Annotated in this window: 16 protein-coding genes; 13 read left to right on the top strand and 3 right to left on the bottom strand. The window is 69.2% G+C overall.

The genetic code is table 11. The features are described from left to right. The first annotated feature begins 10 nt into the window (after positions 1–10). The 4 genes from DS837_RS05475 to DS837_RS05460 all read left to right on the top strand — a co-directional run bounded on the left by DS837_RS05475 (position 11) and on the right by DS837_RS05460 (position 4,588). Positions 11–304 carry a DUF2160 domain-containing protein gene (locus DS837_RS05475; protein ID WP_014242528.1) on the top strand — a complete coding sequence of 98 codons (294 nt, stop codon included), beginning with the start codon at positions 11–13 and terminating at the stop codon, positions 302–304. A gap of 58 nt (positions 305–362) precedes the next feature. After that, positions 363–2,117 carry an ABC transporter substrate-binding protein gene (locus DS837_RS05470; protein ID WP_149163796.1) on the top strand — a complete coding sequence of 585 codons (1,755 nt, stop codon included), beginning with the start codon at positions 363–365 and terminating at the stop codon, positions 2,115–2,117. A gap of 179 nt (positions 2,118–2,296) precedes the next feature. Next, complete coding sequence (gene glpK / locus DS837_RS05465; RefSeq protein WP_149163795.1) at positions 2,297–3,802, top strand: glycerol kinase GlpK; 1,506 nt, start codon at positions 2,297–2,299, stop codon at positions 3,800–3,802. Between the two features lie 12 nt (positions 3,803–3,814). Continuing rightward, positions 3,815–4,588 carry an SDR family NAD(P)-dependent oxidoreductase gene (locus DS837_RS05460; RefSeq protein WP_149163794.1) on the top strand — a complete coding sequence of 258 codons (774 nt, stop codon included), beginning with the start codon at positions 3,815–3,817 and terminating at the stop codon, positions 4,586–4,588. Here the strand turns inward: DS837_RS05460 and DS837_RS05455 are convergent. Then, positions 4,578–5,159, bottom strand: coding sequence for an AAA family ATPase (locus tag DS837_RS05455; protein ID WP_149163793.1), 582 nt, complete (start codon positions 5,157–5,159; stop codon positions 4,578–4,580). The genes DS837_RS05460 and DS837_RS05455 overlap by 11 nt on opposite strands. A gap of 49 nt (positions 5,160–5,208) precedes the next feature. Between DS837_RS05455 and DS837_RS05450 the strand changes: the two genes are divergently transcribed. Beyond that, positions 5,209–5,676 carry a flavodoxin family protein gene (locus DS837_RS05450; protein ID WP_149163792.1) on the top strand — a complete coding sequence of 156 codons (468 nt, stop codon included), beginning with the start codon at positions 5,209–5,211 and terminating at the stop codon, positions 5,674–5,676. A 123-nt stretch (positions 5,677–5,799) separates the two neighbouring features. Next, positions 5,800–7,140 carry a citrate synthase gene (gene gltA, locus DS837_RS05445; protein WP_149163791.1) on the top strand — a complete coding sequence of 447 codons (1,341 nt, stop codon included), beginning with the start codon at positions 5,800–5,802 and terminating at the stop codon, positions 7,138–7,140. Positions 7,141–7,155: 15 nt separating this feature from the next. Here gltA and DS837_RS05440 read toward each other — a convergent pair whose 3' ends face one another. After that, a complete protein-coding gene (locus tag DS837_RS05440; protein WP_149163790.1) occupies positions 7,156–8,019 on the bottom strand; it encodes an aldose 1-epimerase family protein in 864 nt (287 codons plus the stop codon). A 22-nt stretch (positions 8,020–8,041) separates the two neighbouring features. Then, positions 8,042–8,668 (bottom strand): MarC family protein, encoded by a 627-nt coding sequence (locus DS837_RS05435; RefSeq protein WP_247889784.1) that lies wholly within the window; start codon positions 8,666–8,668, stop codon positions 8,042–8,044. A 196-nt stretch (positions 8,669–8,864) separates the two neighbouring features. Here DS837_RS05435 and DS837_RS05430 point away from each other — a divergent pair, with 196 nt between their 5' ends. From DS837_RS05430 to DS837_RS05400, 7 genes are all read left to right on the top strand, one after another. After that, positions 8,865–9,272: a response regulator transcription factor gene (locus DS837_RS05430; protein ID WP_149163788.1), complete on the top strand. Its 408-nt coding sequence runs from the start codon at positions 8,865–8,867 to the stop codon at positions 9,270–9,272. Between the two features lie 42 nt (positions 9,273–9,314). After that, complete coding sequence (locus tag DS837_RS05425; RefSeq protein ID WP_247889783.1) at positions 9,315–9,953, top strand: chemotaxis protein CheC; 639 nt, start codon at positions 9,315–9,317, stop codon at positions 9,951–9,953. 74 nt (positions 9,954–10,027) lie between these two features. Further along, positions 10,028–12,001 (top strand): methyl-accepting chemotaxis protein, encoded by a 1,974-nt coding sequence (locus DS837_RS05420; protein WP_149163786.1) that lies wholly within the window; start codon positions 10,028–10,030, stop codon positions 11,999–12,001. Positions 12,002–12,023: 22 nt separating this feature from the next. Continuing rightward, complete coding sequence (locus DS837_RS05415) at positions 12,024–13,565, top strand: chemotaxis protein CheW (RefSeq protein WP_149163785.1); 1,542 nt, start codon at positions 12,024–12,026, stop codon at positions 13,563–13,565. A 17-nt stretch (positions 13,566–13,582) separates the two neighbouring features. Then, positions 13,583–14,668 carry a chemotaxis-specific protein-glutamate methyltransferase CheB gene (gene cheB / locus DS837_RS05410; protein WP_149163784.1) on the top strand — a complete coding sequence of 362 codons (1,086 nt, stop codon included), beginning with the start codon at positions 13,583–13,585 and terminating at the stop codon, positions 14,666–14,668. A gap of 28 nt (positions 14,669–14,696) precedes the next feature. Further along, a complete protein-coding gene (locus DS837_RS05405; protein WP_149163783.1) occupies positions 14,697–15,314 on the top strand; it encodes a HEAT repeat domain-containing protein in 618 nt (205 codons plus the stop codon). Further along, positions 15,315–16,175: a CheR family methyltransferase gene (locus tag DS837_RS05400; protein ID WP_149163782.1), complete on the top strand. Its 861-nt coding sequence runs from the start codon at positions 15,315–15,317 to the stop codon at positions 16,173–16,175. The last annotated feature ends 4 nt before the right edge of the window (positions 16,176–16,179 follow it).

Raw genomic sequence — 16,179 nt, 5'->3', positions numbered from 1 at the left:
GGACGCCGCCATGGACACCGTCACCGAACACCTCGCCTGGATGGCCTGGACCTGGCAGACCGGCGCCTTCTTCGCCGTCATCGCCGGGCTGCTGACCCTGCTGACCGTCCTGGCGCTCAACCGGCCGGAGGTGGCGCGCCCCGGCGTGCTGGGCATCACCACGACGCGCGGCGACCGGCTGTTCATCACGCTGCTCGGCAGCGCCTTCATCCACCTCGCCTGGCTGGGGCTGGTGGGTGGGGAGGTGCACTACGCGACCGCGCTTTCGCTTCTCTACGCCGCGGCGGTCTTCCGCTGGGTGTGACGGCCGGCCGTTGCCGGCCGGAACGGGCCTATAACAATGGAAACGGGAGGAATAAACGATGCGTGCCCTGTATCTCGCCTCCGCATCCGCGGCGGCGCTTCTTCTGTCATCGGCCCCGGCCTTCGCCGACATCGAGGCGGCCAAGCGCTGGATCGACAGCGAGTTCCAGCCTTCGACCCTGTCGAAGGAGGATCAGCTGAAGGAAATGCAGTGGTTCATCGACGCCGCCAAGCCCTTCGCCGGCATGGAGATCAACGTCGTCTCCGAAACCATCACCACCCATGAGTACGAAGCCCGGACGCTCGCCAAGGCCTTCAGCGAGATCACCGGGATCAAGCTGCGCCACGACCTGATCCAGGAAGGCGACGTGGTCGAGAAGATCCAGACGCAGATGCAGTCCGGCAAGAACATCTACGACGCCTGGATCAACGACAGCGACCTGATCGGCACCCACTTCCGCTACAAGCAGGCCGTGGCGCTCAGCGACTGGATGGAGGGGGAGGGCAAGGACGTCACGTCCCCCACGCTGGACGTGAACGACTTCATCGGCAAATCCTTCGGCACCGGTCCGGACGGCAAGCTCTACCAGCTTCCCGACCAGCAGTTCGCCAACCTCTACTGGTTCCGCTACGACTGGTTCCAGCGCCCGGACCTGAAGGAGAAGTTCAAGGCCAAGTACGGCTACGAACTGGGCGTGCCCGTCAACTGGTCCGCCTATGAGGACATCGCCGAATTCTTCACCAACGACGTGAAGGAGATCGACGGCGTCAAGGTCTACGGCCACATGGATTACGGCAAGAAGGACCCGTCGCTGGGCTGGCGCTTCACCGACGCGTGGCTGTCCATGGCCGGCAACGGCGACAAGGGCATTCCGAACGGCAAGCCGGTGGACGAGTGGGGCGTGCGCATGGAGGGCTGCAGCCCGGTCGGTTCCTCGGTCGAGCGCGGCGGCGACACCAACGGCCCGGCCGCCGTCTATTCCATCATCAAGTACGTGGATTGGCTGAAGAAATACGCGCCGCCGCAGGCCGCCGGCATGACCTTTAGCGAATCCGGCCCGGTGCCGGCGCAGGGCAACGTCGCGCAGCAGATGTTCTGGTACACCGCCTTCACCGCCGACATGGTCAAGGACGGGCTGCCGGTGGTCAACGCCGACGGCACGCCGAAGTGGCGCATGGCCCCCTCGCCCAAGGGCGCCTACTGGAAGGACGGCATGAAGCTCGGCTATCAGGACGCTGGGTCCTGGACGCTTCTGAAGTCCACGCCGGTGGACCGCCGCAAGGCCGCGTGGCTCTACGCCCAATTCACCGTGTCGAAGTCCGTCAGCCTGAAGAAGAGCCATGTCGGCCTGACCTTCATCCGCGAAAGCGACATCTGGGACAAGAGCTTCACGGAGCGCGCGCCGAAGCTGGGCGGCCTGATCGAGTTCTACCGCTCGCCCGCGCGGGTGCAGTGGACGCCGACCGGCGTGAACATCCCCGACTATCCGAAGCTGGCGCAGCTCTGGTGGCAGAACATCGGCGACGCCTCCTCGGGCGCCAAGACGCCGCAGGCGGCCATGGACGCGCTGGCCGCGGCCCAGGATTCCGTGATGGAGCGTCTGGAACGGTCGGGCGTGCAGGGTGAATGCGGGCCGAAGCTGAACAAGAAGGAGTCGGCGGAGTTCTGGTTCGCCAAGGCCGAGAAGGACGGCACCACCGCGCCGCAGCGCAAGCTGTCCAACGAGAAGCCGAAGGGCGAGACGGTGGACTACGACCAGCTGATCAAGTCCTGGCCGGCCTCGCCGCCGAAGAAGGCCGCCATGGCGCAGTGATGCGATGACTTGAATCCCTCTCCCGTCCCGGGAGAGGGTGGCCCGAAGGGCCGGGTGAGGGGCGTTCGAGGATCAAGGTGCTGATCCTTGCCAGTACCCTCACCCTCCCACGCTGACGCGTGGGTCCCTCCCTCTCCCGGGACGGGAGAGGGGAAAGAAGAAAGACCATAGGAAAGACCATGTCTGAAGCCGGCCACGTCCTCGCCATCGATCAGGGCACCACCTCCACCCGCGCCATTGTCTTCGACCGGCGGGGCGTTCCCGCCGGGATCGCCCGGCGCGAGTTCGCGCAGCATTATCCCGCCGACGGCTGGGTGGAGCACGATCCGGAGGACATCTGGCGCGACACCGTGGCGGTGATGCGGGGCGCCGTGGGCGAGGCCGGGCTGAGCGCTACGGACATCGCCGCCATCGGCATCACCAACCAGCGCGAAACCACCGTCGTCTGGGACCGCCGCACCGGCGAGCCGGTCCACCGCGCCATCGTCTGGCAGGACCGCCGCACATCCGACCTCTGCCGCAAGCTGGTGGAGGAGGGCTGCGGGCCGCTGGTGCGGCGCAAGACCGGGCTGCTGATCGACTCCTACTTCTCCGCCACCAAGATCGCCTGGATTCTCGATCATGTCCCCGGCGCGCGGGAGCGGGCGGAGCGGGGCGAGCTGTGTTTCGGCACCATCGACAGCTTCCTGCTGCACCGGCTGACCGGCGGGCGGGTCCACGCCACCGACGCGACCAACGCCTCGCGCAGCATGGTCTTCGACATCCACCGCCAGGACTGGGACGACGAGCTGCTCGCCCTGTTCCGCATCCCCCGCGCCATGATGCCGGAGGTGCTGGACAGCAGCGCCGAGTTCGGCGCGACGGAGTCGGACCTGCTGGGCCGCGCCATCCCGATCACCGGCATCGCCGGCGACCAGCAGGCGGCGACCTTCGGCCAGGCCTGCTTCGAGCCGGGCATGGTGAAGTCCACCTATGGCACCGGCTGCTTCGCCCTGCTGAACACCGGCGACGCGCCGGTGGAATCGCGCTCCAACATGCTGACCACGGTGGCCTACCGGCTGGACGGGCGGACGACCTACGCGCTGGAGGGCTCCATCTTCATCGCCGGTGCGGCCATCAAGTGGCTGCGCGACGGGCTGGGGATCATCACCCACGCCTCCCAGACCGACGACATGGCGACCCGCGTTCCGGACAGCCACGGCGTCTATCTGGTGCCGGCCTTCGTGGGCCTGGGCGCCCCCCACTGGGACCCGGAGGCCCGCGCCGCCATCTTCGGCCTGACGCTGGACGCCGGCCCGGCCCACATTGCCCGCGCCGCGCTGGAGGCCGTGGCCTTCCAGACCCGCGACCTGCGCGACGCCATGGTCTCCGACTGGTCGGCCGCGCACACGGCGACCTCCGACGCGCTGCGGGTGGACGGCGGCATGGCGGCGAACGACTGGCTGTGCCAGTTCCTGGCCGATGTGCTGGACCTGCCGGTGGAACGCCCGGCGGTGATCGAGACGACCGCGCTGGGGGCGGCCGGGCTGGCCGGGCTGAAGGCCGGGGTCTACCGCGATCAGACGGCGCTGGCCGGTGCGTGGCGCTGCGACCGCCGGTTCGAGCCGCGGATGGAACCGGGCAAGCGCGTCCGCCTCTACGACGGCTGGCTGGATGCGGTGCGCCGCGTGCGCCGCGAACGCTGAGGGACAGGAGCCATGACTTTGTTGGGCGAGGATCTGCGCGGCAAGCGCGTGCTGGTGACCGGCAGCAGCCGGGGCATCGGGGCGGCGGTGGGCACCGCCTTTGCCAGCCTGGGCGCGCGGGTGGCGCTCCACGGGTCGGGCGGCAGCGATGCCGCGGCTAAATTGGCGCTCGCCCTCACCGCGGGCGGGACGGAGGTCTACGCCGTCACCGGCGACTTCCGCGACCCGCGCGCCGTGGAGTCGGCGGTGGACGCGGCGGTGCAGGCGCTGGGCGGGCTGGACATCCTCGTCAACAACGCCGGCACCATGGTCGGGCGGGTGCCGCTGGAGCGGATCGGCGACGATTTCCTGGACGAGGTGATCGACCTCAACCTGCGCTCGGTCGTCGTCGCCTGCCGGCGCGCCCTGCCGGCGTTGCGCGCCGCGGGGGGCGGGGCCATCGTCAACACCGTCTCCATTTCCGCCCGCACCGGGGGCAGCCCCGGTTCCTCGATCTACAGCGCGTCGAAGGCCTTCGTCTCGACCTTCACCCGCTCCCTCGCGGCGGAGCTGGCGCCGGACCGCATCCGCGTCAACGCCGTCTCGCCCGGCACCATCGACACCGATTTCCACCAGCGCTACTCCTCGCCGGAGAAGCTGGCGGCGACGGCGGCGCGCATTCCGCTGGGCCGGCTCGGCACGGCGGAGGACTGCGTCGGCGCCTATCTGTTCCTGGCGTCCGACGCGCTCAGCGGCTACATCACCGGGCAGGTGATCGAGGTGAACGGCGGCCAGCTCATGGCGTGAGCGGGGTGGGCGTGAGCGGCCCCGGTTGGCCGAGCCGGTCCAGGACGAAGCGCAGCCGCTCCGCCACCGGCGCCTTGGGCAGTTCGACCAGTTCGTAACCCAGCCCGCCGTAGGTCGCGACCATGGCATCGTGGGTCGCCGCGGCTTCGGCCGGGGTCTGCCGGCGCTCTGCGTCGGGCGCGAAGATCTCCGGCCAGGGTGGTGCGACGAAGACGGTCCGGTGATAGCGGAAGCGGCGGGCCGCCATTTCCAGATGCGCGGGAACCGGACGCTTCATCAGGTGCAGATAGCCGATGACGTCCGGAAGGCCGCGGTCGAAGAAGACCGTCCCCGTCTGCTCCCGCGCGAGACGGAGGGAGCGCAGTTCCCAGCACAGCATCAATTCCGCGAAGGCCGACGGGTCGATCCAGGGCAGCGCCGGGCCCCCGATGGCCGTCTGGTCCTGGATGATCGCGCGGCCCGCCTCCACGCTGTGGGCGTAGCCTTCGCGGGCCAGCGCGTCGATCAGGGTGCTTTTCCCGGAGCCGGGGCCACCCGTGACGACGACGAAGCGGCGCGCGTCTTCGCTCATGGGACGTCCTCCTGTGTTGTTGGTACAGTCGCCGTGGAAAGGACGAATCATGCCGCCCAAACGCCTCCTCGTCGTCGCCCACTGCCCGTCGCCCAACACGCGGGCGCTGCTGGAGGCCGTGCTGCGCGGGGCGCGCTCGCCGGAGGTGCAGGGGGTGGAGGTGGTGGTCAAGCCGCCGCTGGAGGCCGGGCCGGAGGATGTGCTGGAGTCGCAGGGCGTGATCCTCGGCACGACCGAGAATCTGGGATACATGAGCGGGGCGCTCAAGGATTTCTTCGACCGCAGCTATTATCCCTGCCTGGAGCGCACCCAGGGAATGCCCTACGCGCTGTTCGTCCGGGCGGGCCATGACGGAACGGGGACCTGCCGCGCCGTCGCCTCCATCGCGACGGGGCTGCGCTGGCGCCCGGTGCAGGAACCGCTGGTCTGCCGCGGCCCGTACCGCGACGATTTCGCCGCCTCCTGCGAAGAGTTGGGGCTGCTGATGGCCGCAGGACTGGAGGCGGGGATCTTCTGACGGCCTATGCCCGGCGGAGTGGCATCTATCGGGAGTGCTATTGACGACACCCCCCATTCATACAGTCTCCTACGTGCAACGAAACAGCGTCACGCCCGATGACGCGTGCATAAGGAGGGGCCGATGGAGAGCAGCAAGGGCCGGCCGGTCTGGCGCGGCGAGGTCAAGAAGGTCGGAACCATCACGGTCACCGACGACACGACCGGAAAAACCGTCAAGCTGCCGCTGCTGGAAGGCGAAACCGGCCCGCGCGCCATCGACGTGCGCAAGCTCTACGCGGAAACCGGCTATTTCACCTTCGATCCCGGCTTTACCTCCACGGCGAGCTGCGAGTCGGCGATCACCTTCATCGACGGCGACGAAGGCGTCCTTCTGCACCGCGGCTACGCCATCCAGGATCTGGCGGAGAACTGCGATTACCTGGAGGTCTGCCACCTGCTGCTGCGCGGCGAGCTGCCGAATCCGCAGCAGAAGGAGGATTTCGAGCGGACCATCACCTACCACACCATGGTGCATGAGCAGTTGAGCCGCTTTTACAGCGGGTTCCGCCGCGACGCGCACCCCATGGCGGTGATGTGCGGCGTGACCGGCGCGCTGTCGGCCTTCTACCACGACTCGACGGACATCCTCGACCCGCGGCAGCGGATGATCGCCGCGCACCGGCTGATCGCCAAGATGCCGACGATGGCCGCCATGGCCTACAAGTATTCGGTCGGCCAGCCCTTCATGTACCCGCGCAACGACCTCAGCTACGCGGAAAACTTCCTCTACATGACCTTCGGCACGCCCTGTGAGCCGTGGAAGGTCGATCCGGTCCTGGCCCGCGCCATGGACAAGATCTTCATCCTGCACGCCGACCACGAGCAGAACGCTTCGACCTCCACGGTGCGGCTGGCCGGCTCGTCGCACGCCAACCCCTTCGCCTGCATCGCCTCGGGCATCGCGGCGCTGTGGGGGCCGGCCCACGGCGGCGCCAACGAGGCCGTGCTGCTGATGCTGGAGGAGATCGGCTCGGTCGAGCGCATCCCCGAATTCATCAAGCGCGCCAAGGACAAGAACGATCCCTTCCGCCTGATGGGCTTCGGCCACCGGGTCTACAAGAACTACGACCCGCGCGCCAAGATCATGCGCCAGACCTGTTACGAGGTGCTGGACGTGATGGGCATCAAGAACGAGCCGCACCTCGCCATCGCCATGGAACTGGAGAAGATCGCGCTGGAGGATCCCTACTTCGTCGAAAAGAAGCTCTACCCCAACGTCGACTTCTATTCCGGCATCATCCTCAAGGCGATGGGTTTCCCGACCAGCATGTTCACCGTGCTGTTCGCACTGGCCCGCACCGTCGGCTGGATCTCCCAGTGGCAGGAGATGATCGAGGACCCGCAGCAGAAGATCGGGCGCCCCCGCCAGCTCTACACCGGCAATCCGGGCCGCGCCTTCGTTCCGCTGAACAAGCGCGGCTGACGGAACGCCGGACCCTTACCCAACGGCGATGCGGTAGCTCAGCTCCCGCGTCGCTCCGGGGGCGAGATGCAGCAGCCCCGGCTTGTCCGCGAACTCCCCGTCGAAGTCCGCCGGGGAGGCGTGGCCGTGCCAGGGCTCGATGCACAGGAAGGGCGCGCCGGCCGGCTTCGACCAGATACCCAGTTCACGAAAGCCCTCCCAGGAGATGGTGATGGCCGGGGTGCCGGGCGCGCCGTAGCGGACGGAGCGGCTGGCCGGCCGGTCGAGGATCACCGCGTCCCGCGTGAACAGCCCCTCGTTCAGCGGCAGGCGGCGGCCCTCGACGGGCGTCGGCTCCGGATGGGGCGACAGCAGGCCGCCCTCGACGCGGCGGATCGGCGCGGGCTCGTCGGTTTCGAACAGAAGCTCGTGCGCCTCCTTCGGAACGCCGTCCTGCAACGGCCAGAGGAAGGCCGGATGCACGCCGAGCGAGGCGGGCAGCGCCTCGTCACCCGGATTGGTGATGCGGTGGCGGATGGTCAGCCCTTCCGCGTCCAGCTCAAAGATCAGCTCCAAACGGAAGGCGAAGGGATAGAGCGTGCGGGTCTGCGCATCGTCGGACAGCGACAGGCGGCAGAGGGTGGCGGTGTGTTCCTCCCAGGCGAAGCGGCGGTCGCGGGCGAAGCCGTGCTGGGTCATGCGGTAGGTTCGGCCGCGGTGGTGCAACGTGTCGTCCTTCAGCCGGCCGACGATGGGGAACAGCACGGGCGCGTGGCGCGGCCACTCCGGACCGGCCTGCCAGAGCAGTTCCCGTCCGTCGAGGGTCAGGGAGCACAGTTCCGCCCCGTCGGCCTTGATCGTGGCGCCGAGGCGCCCGTTGCTGAGCGTGTGCCGGTCCATGAGACGATGTCCTTTGTGCAGATCAGTGGGGCGGATAGACGGCGGTGATGCCTTCGATGATCGTCTGGGCAGCCAGCGCCGCCAGGACGATGCCCAGCACACGGCTGACCGTGTGGATCACCGTGCGGCCAAGCAGCTTGTTCACCAGATCGGCGACGACCAGAAGCGCCATGACGCTGCCCACGGCGACCGCGGCGGCGCCCAGCACCATGCCCTGGCCGCCCAGCGTCGCGCCGTAGCGGTCCATCAGCAACAGCGTGGAGGTGATGGCGCCCGGCCCGGCGATCAATGGAATCGCCAGCGGGAAGACGGCGAGGTCGTGGGCCTCCTCCTCCGTCCGGGCGTCGTCGGCGGTGCGCTCCTTCCGCTCGGCCCGGCGTTGGAACAGCATCTCGAAGGCGATCCAGAACAGCAGCGCGCCGCCGGCGATGCGGAAGGCCGGCATGCCGATGGACAAGGCGTTCAGCACCAGTTCGCCCAGATAGGCGAAGAAGACGATGATGGCGAAGCTGATCAGCGGGCCGCGCAGGGCGATCGTGCGCTTGCGCCGGCTGTCGAAGCCGCGGGTGAGGCCGAGATAGATTGGAACCAGCCCGATCGGATCGACCACGACGAGAAACACCACGAGCGCGCTGATGAAGTCTTCCACGGACGGAACCCCGAAGTGCATGACCCTGTTGGTCGATCATCTGTTAGCAAAGCCACCGCGACCGGCCAAGGGAAGCCGCGTCGGAGCCGGCGTCGAAAAACGCTGATTGCGGACCGCAATCCATGCTGGCGCGCGGCGTGGCGGTGGTTATAATCGTTCCACAATTCAAATTTTCTCTCCTCCCGGAGCACAGGCGTTGAGCAAGACCGTAATCGTCGTGGACGACAGCAAGCTGTCCCGCATGCATGTCCGCGGCATAATACTTCGGAACAAGCCGGATTGGACGGTCATCGAGGCGGCGAACAGCGCTGAGCTTTATGGAAAACTAGACGAAAGTGATATCCATATCGCCATAATCGACTTCAACATGCCGGGCGACAACGGCCTGGAGGCCGCCGCCCGCCTGCTGCAGGCGAAGCCGGACATCCGCGTCGCCATCATCACGGCCAACGCCCAGGATTCGGTGGTGTCCGGCATCCGCGCGCTGGGCGCCGCCTTCATGCCCAAGCCTCTGGAGGAGGAGCAGATGGCCCGCTTCCTGGCCGCCGCCAGCCTGCCGCGCCGCCCGTCGTCCAGCGAAGGCGCCGGCGGGGGCGCTGGTTGACCGGCATGGTCCGGCCGGCGTGCGCCGATGGACCCGACCCCCATGGGCATTGACCCCAACGGCTTCGATCTGGACGAACTGGAACGCGATGCGCTGACGGAGCTGGGGAACATCGGCGTCGGCCGGGCGTCCACGGCGTTCAGCCGGATGATCGGCGGGCCGGTGGAGATTTCCGTGCCGATGGTCAGCCTCGTCCCCGGCGACCGGGTGTCCGGCCTGCTTCGGTCGGCGCTGCCGGGGGAACTGATCGCAGTGACCGAGTGCCTATCCGGCGCCTTCCTCGGTTCGGCCATCCTATTGATGCCGGAACGCAGCGGCCTGCCGCTGGCCGCCGCCGCGCTGCCGCCCGGCGTCCCCAAGGAGGACGCGGCGGAGCTGGTGGAGGAGGCGCTGGCCGAGGTTGGCAACATCGTGCTGAACAGCTGCCTGTCCTCCATGGGGAATCTGCTGGGCGTCGCGGTCGGCACCACCCTGCCGCAGGTCTTGCGCGGCGTGGGGGACGACCTTCTGGAACGCTGCGGCGTCGCCCTGACGGCGGAGGCGCAGGCCATCCTGTTCCACGTCACCTTCCGGACGCCGCCCCACGATGTCGAGGGGACCGTCGTCCTGGCGCTCGACGCCGGGTCCGCGGCGGAGCTGAAGGCGGCCATCGGGCGCTACATCGGCCGGGTGCTGGCCTGAGGGCGGGCGCCGCACGCAATCAACAAGAGCCACCGACAGAGAAGCACGGTCTCACGGGGCAAGGGGTTTGGATTATGGCATTGGTCAAGAAGAAGCGGATCGACACGGCAAGCGCCTCCCGCAGCGCGGACCTCGGCGAGGACGTGATTCCGCTGGCCGATGAGGCCGCACTGTCCAGCCAGCCCGACAACGCTCTGTCGGCCCGCCGCGCGGCGGAGGTGCGACGGCGCGCCCGCGCCGGGAACCGGCGGCGCAAGGCGGCGGAGGGCATCGCCGCCGCGTCGAACGAGCTTGCCAGCGGCGTGACCCAGGCCGCCGCCGCCGCCGAGGAACTGCGCCAGGCGATGGAGCAGGTGGCCGCCGGCGCGGAGGAGGCGGCGAGCGCCACCCAGCAGTCGCAACGGATGATCGACCGCAGCGCCGGCCTGATCGGGCGGGCGCGCAGCAACGCCGAATCCTCGCTGTCCCGTATCCAGGCGCTGCAATCCCTGATGAAGGACGTCAGCGGCCAGATCCTCACCTCCGTCGATGGGCTGGTCCGCGCCGCCGAGCGGCAGGAGGCCGCGGTCGCCCTGGTCCGTGACCTGGAGCGGCAGGCGGCGGAGATCGGCGCCATCGTGGAAGGGGTGGCGGTCATGGCCGACCAGACCAACCTCCTGGCGCTGAACGCCGCCATCGAGGCCGCCCGTGCCGGGGATGCCGGGCGCGGCTTCGCCGTGGTGGCCGACGAGGTCCAGGCCCTGGCCGAACGCTCCGAACGCTCCGCCAACGACATCAACCGCATGGTCGCGCAGATCCAGGAGGCGGTGGGCGCCATCGCGGAGAGCATCGTGGCCGGCGCGGACGCGTCCAAGAGCGAGGTGGAGCGGGGCCGCCAGATCGCCGCTCAGCTCGACCGGGCGCGCGACGGCATGGGAGACATCGCCCGCGGCGCCCAGGAAACCATCAAGGCGGCGATGGAGGCCGATTCCGCCGGGCGGGAGGCGCAGCGCGGCGCCGAGAGCGTCGCCTCGGCCGCGGAGGAGCAGGCGGCGGCGAGCGAGGAGGCGCTGAAGACCGTCGGTGAGCAGGCCAAAGCCCTGGCCCAGAGCGAGCAGGCCGCCGGCCAGCTGTCCGATCTGGCCGAGGAATTGGGCGGCAGCACCGATGTCCACCGCGCCGCCGGGGATCTCGCTTCCGCCGCCGAGCAGCTTTCCGCCGCCATCGAGGAGATCAACCGAGCCGCCGCCCAGATCATGGCGGCGATCACCCAGATTTCCCGCGGCGCCCAGGCCCAGGGGGCCGCGACCCACCAGTCCAGCAGCGCCATCGCCGAGATCGAGGCCAGCGCCCGGCTCAGCCACACCCGTGCCGAGGAGGCGCTTCAGCGCTGCGTCGAGCTGGAGGCGTTGCTGTCCGAGACGCAGGACATGGTGGGCGCTCTGACCGCCGGGGTGGGCGAGGCGGTGGCCTCCAGCCGCCGCACGGTGGAGCGGATCGGCGCCATGGAGCAAATCGGGCGGCGCATCGACAAGGTGGTCGACGCCATCTCCATCATCGCCATCCAGACCGGGATGCTGGCGGTCAGCGGCTCCATCGAGGCGGCGCGGGCCGGGGAATTCGGGCGCGGCTTCACAGTCGTCAGCAACGACATCCGCAACCTCGCCCGCGACAGCTCGGAAAATGTGGAGCGGGTCAAGGACATCGTCCACGCCATCCAGGACCAGATCGGGCGCGTCCGCCGCGACATCGAGGACATCGGGAGCGAGACGGCGCGCCAGTCCCTGCGCCATCAGGAGTTCTCCGGCAGCCTCGCCGCCGCCATCGCCGATCTGCGCACCGTGACCTCCGGCAGCCGCGAGATCGTCGAGAACGCCGGTGAGGTGCAGCGCGCCGTGGCGGAGGCGCAGAAGGGCGTGGAGCAGGTCGCCACCGCGGCACACCAGGCCAACCGCTCCGCCAACGAAGCGGCCAAGGCTGCGCGGGAGCAGGCCAAGGGCGCCGAGGAACTGGCCTCAGCCATCGAGGAGATCGCCGCCATGGCCGATGAACTGCAAGGGGCCGGCTGACCGGCCGGTGGGGAGACGACCCATGGCCGCGATCATCCGCCGCGACGGCGTGCGTTCCTTCGTGTTTTTCTCGGTCGGCGGCGTGGAACTGGCCCTGCCGCTGGACGGGGTTCTGGAGATCCTGCGCCCGCCGGCGCTGGTGCCCATCCCGCTGGGGCCGCCCAGCCTGGAAGGGCTGGCCCGGCGGCGCGGCGCCGTGCTGCCGGTCATCGGGCTGCGCCGTGTGCTGGGGCTTGCCAGCGCCGAGGAGAGCGGACCGGACGACGGGGAGACGATGGCCGCGCGGCTGCTGATCGTCCGTCACAACGGCCAGCCGGTCGGCCTGCTGGTGGACCGCGTGTCGGGCCTGTCCACTGTGGACGAGGATCGCATCGCCGACTCCGGGACCGTGCCCGATCCGTCCATCGACGCGGATCTTCTGGCCGGCGCCATCCTGGCCGGGGACGGACGGGACGGCGCCTTGATTCTCGATCCCGTTCCGCTGATCGAACGCCAGTTCACCGACCTCGGGCGGGGGGCCGCGGGGATTGCGGATTTCAGCGCGTCCCCTCAGCCGAAGACCGTTGCCGCAATGCACCAGGACGAGGAACAACTCGTCGTCCTCACCGTTGCGGAGCAGGAGTTCTCGTTGCCGGTGGCGGCGGTGCGGGAGGTCGTTCCGGTCCCGGAGATGGTAACCCGTGTTCCCCGCGCCCGCACCCATCTTTTGGGCATGATGACGCTGCGCGACGCGCTTCTCCCCCTGGTCGGGCTGCGGGAGCTGTTCGGGCTCGACGCCGCGCTCGATTCCACGGCGGTTCGGGGCCGTGGAAAGGTGGCGGTCCTGCGCACGGCGGAGGGGCTGGTCGGTGTGGTGGTGGAGGATGTAAGGGAGATCCTGCGCGTTCCCCGCGAACGCATCGACCCGGTGCCGCCGCTGATGGCGCGGGAGGCGGAGTTCGAGGATATGGATGGCATCGCGCGGCTGGACGGCGGCGCGCGGCTGATCCCGGTCCTGTCGGCGGAGCGGCTGTTCCGTCATGGCGTGGGAGAGGGAGCCGGGTCGGGCGGTGACGGGATGCGTGAAGGAGAGACGGCTGTGGTGACGGAGGCGGAGCGGGCGGAAACCTTCGTGGTGTTCCGGCTGGCCGGAACGGAATACGGCCTGCCGGTCGCGGCGGTGCAGGAGGTGTTGCGCCAGCCCGATGCCGTGACTCCGCTGCCCAACGCGCCGGACTTCGTCAGCGGCGTGACGACCCTGCGCGGCGCCGTCCTGCCGCTGGTCGCGTTGCGCCGCCTGTTGCGTCTGCCGGAGGGGCGCGGGGGTGCCGGTGAACAGGGCCGCGTGGTGGTGATCGCCGCGGGGGCGGCGCGCGCCGGGCTTCTGGTGGACGGCATGGCGGGAATCGTCCGCATTCCGGACGGTGCCATCGGGCCAGCCCCCGTCGTGTCGCAGGCCCAGCACCGTCTGATTCGCCGCATCGGCGCGCTGGAGAGTGCCGAGGAGCGGCGGATGATCCTGCTGATGGATCCGGCGGAATTGCTGGATATGGACCAGCTCGCCGATCTGCTGGCCACCGTCTGATCGGAAGGCGGTCAGTCATGGTGAAGGTCCTGGTCGTTGACGACTCGGCACTGATGCGGCGGCGCATCGGCGACATCCTCTCGTCCGCCGGTTTCGAGGTGGAAACCGCCGCCGACGGGGCGGAGGCGCTGGAACGGCTGCCCGGCTTCGATCCGGACGTGGTAACCCTGGACGTCACGATGCCCGGCATGGACGGTCTCGCCTGCCTGAAGCGCATCATGGTCGAGCATCCGAAGCCGGTGGTGATGGTGTCCGCCCTGACCGCGGACGGGGCGGAGGTGACGCTGGAGGCCTTGCGGTTGGGAGCGGTGGAGGCGGTGCGGAAGCCGACGGGAATCGGTGCCATCGCCGGCATCGCCGACGAGTTGGTCGACACCGTGCGTGCCGCCGCCGGGTCCCGGCCGCGGCGGGTGCTGGGGCTGCGCGAACGGCTGCGCCGGGTGCGCGAGCGCATCGCCGGGGCGGATTTCCTGGCCGATGCTTCCCTTGCCAAACCGCAGACCGCGGCCGACAGCGACGGCGATCCGGGCGAAGGGCTGGTGCTGATCGGCGTGTCCACCGGCGGGCCGCGCACGCTGGAGGACATCCTGCCGCTTCTGCCGGGGGATTTCCCCTGGCCGGTGGTGGTGGTCCAGCACATGCCCGCCAGCTTCACCGGACCGCTGGCCCGCCGCCTCGACACCATTTCCGCCGTGACGGTGGTGGAGGCCGCGGCCGCCACCGCGCTCCAGCCGGGGCTGGTTTGCATCGCGCGCGGCGGTGCCGACCTTCAGATCGTCCGGCGCGGCGGTCGGCTCACCGCCCAGCCCGTACCAGCGGACGAGCGGCGGAATTGGCACCCCAACGTGGACCGGCTGGTCGAGAGCGCTCTGCGCGTCGTGGCACCGTCGCGGCTGATCGGCGTTCTCCTGACGGGGATGGGATCGGACGGCGCGGTCTCCATGACGGAGCTGCGCCGCCAAGGCGGGCGGACCATCGCGGAGTCGGAGGCCAGCGCCGTCGTGTTCGGCATGCCGCAGGAGTTGATCCGCCGCAGCGGCGCCGACATGGTGCTGCCGTCCGACCGGGTGGCCCAACAGGTGACCCGGTGGGTGATGGAATGAACATGACAGGCACGGTGGAGGCGGCGGGATGGCCCTGGTAAAGGCCCGGAAGATCGACGGAGCGAAGCCCGTGGCCGCCGGGGAGGGCGGTGATCCGCTGGCTTGGCTGGAGGATGCCGACCCGGCTCAGCGCCGCCGGGCCGCCCACGCGCTCGGCGAGCGTCCCGACGCCGTTCCCGCCCTGTCCGCCAGGCTGAAGCGCGAGGAGGAGCCGAGCGTCCGCGAAACCCTCCTCACCGCTCTGGGCCGCACCGGAACCGCAGAGGCCGTGGCGGCGCTGGTGCCCCTTTTGGCGAGCGAGGACGTCGGGCTGCGCAACGGCGTGATCGAAAGCCTTCAGCAGATGCCCGCCGCCGTGGTGCTGCCGGAGGTCGCCCCGCTGCTGACGGCCGCCGATTCGGATCTGCGGATCTTCGCGGTCCAACTCGTCGGGAAGCTGCCCCATGCGGATCGGCTGGACCTGCTGGCCGGGGTGATCGACCGCGACCCGCATGTCAATGTCTGCCTCTCCGCGGTGGAGGCGCTGATGGAGTGCGGCGATCCGGCGGCCCTGCCGGTCGTGGAGCGGTTGTCTGCGCGGTTCCCGGACGATCCTTTCGTCGCCTTTTCCGTCGATGCGGCGCGCCGCCTGTTTTCCGGAGCCTGAATGAGCCCGCCTTCGGACAAGGAGGGCGCCGCCGGCCTGAGCGCCGCGGATTACGACGCCTTCTGCCGGTTCCTGCGGGAACGCACCGGCCTGTCCTTCACCGAAGCCAAGCGCTACTTCGTCGACCGCCGCGTGTCGGAGCGGATGGCGGCGGTCGGCGTGGAGCATGTCCGCCAATATCTGAACCTGCTGCGCTTCCAGGCATCGGGGGAGGAGTTGCAGCTTCTCGTCAACCGCATGACGGTGAACGAGACCTATTTCTTCCGCGAGATGTACCAGCTCGACTGCCTCGTGAACGCCGCGCTGGACGAGGTGGTGCGCGGGCGCGCGCCGGGCAGCCGGGTGCGCATCTGGTCGGCCGGCTGCGCCACGGGGGAGGAGCCTTATTCCATCGCCATCACGCTGCTGGAGCGGTGGAGCCGGGTGGATGATTTCGAGATCGAACTCTACGCCTCCGACATCGACACCCATGTGCTGGACCGTGCACGGGAAGGCATTTACGAGGAGCGGTCGCTCCAGGCGATGCCGCGGAATCTCGTCGCCAAATACTTCACCCGGCTGGACGACCAGCGCTGGCAGATCATGGAGGAGTTGCGGGACTCCATCGATTTCTCGCTGGTGAACATCGCCGATCCGCGGCAGATGGCGAATTTCCGTGGCATGGATGTCATCTTCTGCCGCAATCTGCTGATCTATTTCGACGACCTGGGACGGCGCGAGGCGGCGTCGATGTTCTACGACGCGCTGTCGCCCTGCGGGTTCATCTGTCTCGGCCATTCGGAGAGCATGAGCCGGATGTCGTCCCTCTTCGTGCCGCGCCGGTTCCCCGACGCCATCCTCTATCAGAAGCCCCAGAGTTAGGGAG

Source organism: Azospirillum brasilense (assembly GCF_008365405.1).
Classification (GTDB): Bacteria; Pseudomonadota; Alphaproteobacteria; order Azospirillales; family Azospirillaceae; genus Azospirillum; species Azospirillum brasilense_D.
This window is presented reverse-complemented; position numbering and strand designations above follow the sequence as displayed.

What these genes read in the sequence shown, in the direction of transcription:
- DS837_RS05475 (WP_014242528.1), top strand. Translation starts at nt 11, where the DNA reads ATGGACACCGTCACCGAACACCTCGCCTGGATGGCCTGGACCTGGCAG.
- DS837_RS05470 (WP_149163796.1), top strand. Translation starts at nt 363, where the DNA reads ATGCGTGCCCTGTATCTCGCCTCCGCATCCGCGGCGGCGCTTCTTCTG.
- glpK (WP_149163795.1), top strand. Translation starts at nt 2,297, where the DNA reads ATGTCTGAAGCCGGCCACGTCCTCGCCATCGATCAGGGCACCACCTCC.
- DS837_RS05460 (WP_149163794.1), top strand. Translation starts at nt 3,815, where the DNA reads ATGACTTTGTTGGGCGAGGATCTGCGCGGCAAGCGCGTGCTGGTGACC.
- DS837_RS05455 (WP_149163793.1), bottom strand. Translation starts at nt 5,159, where the DNA reads ATGAGCGAAGACGCGCGCCGCTTCGTCGTCGTCACGGGTGGCCCCGGC.
- DS837_RS05450 (WP_149163792.1), top strand. Translation starts at nt 5,209, where the DNA reads ATGCCGCCCAAACGCCTCCTCGTCGTCGCCCACTGCCCGTCGCCCAAC.
- gltA (WP_149163791.1), top strand. Translation starts at nt 5,800, where the DNA reads ATGGAGAGCAGCAAGGGCCGGCCGGTCTGGCGCGGCGAGGTCAAGAAG.
- DS837_RS05440 (WP_149163790.1), bottom strand. Translation starts at nt 8,019, where the DNA reads ATGGACCGGCACACGCTCAGCAACGGGCGCCTCGGCGCCACGATCAAG.
- DS837_RS05425 (WP_247889783.1), top strand. Translation starts at nt 9,315, where the DNA reads ATGGGCATTGACCCCAACGGCTTCGATCTGGACGAACTGGAACGCGAT.
- DS837_RS05420 (WP_149163786.1), top strand. Translation starts at nt 10,028, where the DNA reads ATGGCATTGGTCAAGAAGAAGCGGATCGACACGGCAAGCGCCTCCCGC.
- DS837_RS05415 (WP_149163785.1), top strand. Translation starts at nt 12,024, where the DNA reads ATGGCCGCGATCATCCGCCGCGACGGCGTGCGTTCCTTCGTGTTTTTC.
- cheB (WP_149163784.1), top strand. Translation starts at nt 13,583, where the DNA reads ATGGTGAAGGTCCTGGTCGTTGACGACTCGGCACTGATGCGGCGGCGC.
- DS837_RS05405 (WP_149163783.1), top strand. Translation starts at nt 14,697, where the DNA reads ATGGCCCTGGTAAAGGCCCGGAAGATCGACGGAGCGAAGCCCGTGGCC.
- DS837_RS05400 (WP_149163782.1), top strand. Translation starts at nt 15,315, where the DNA reads ATGAGCCCGCCTTCGGACAAGGAGGGCGCCGCCGGCCTGAGCGCCGCG.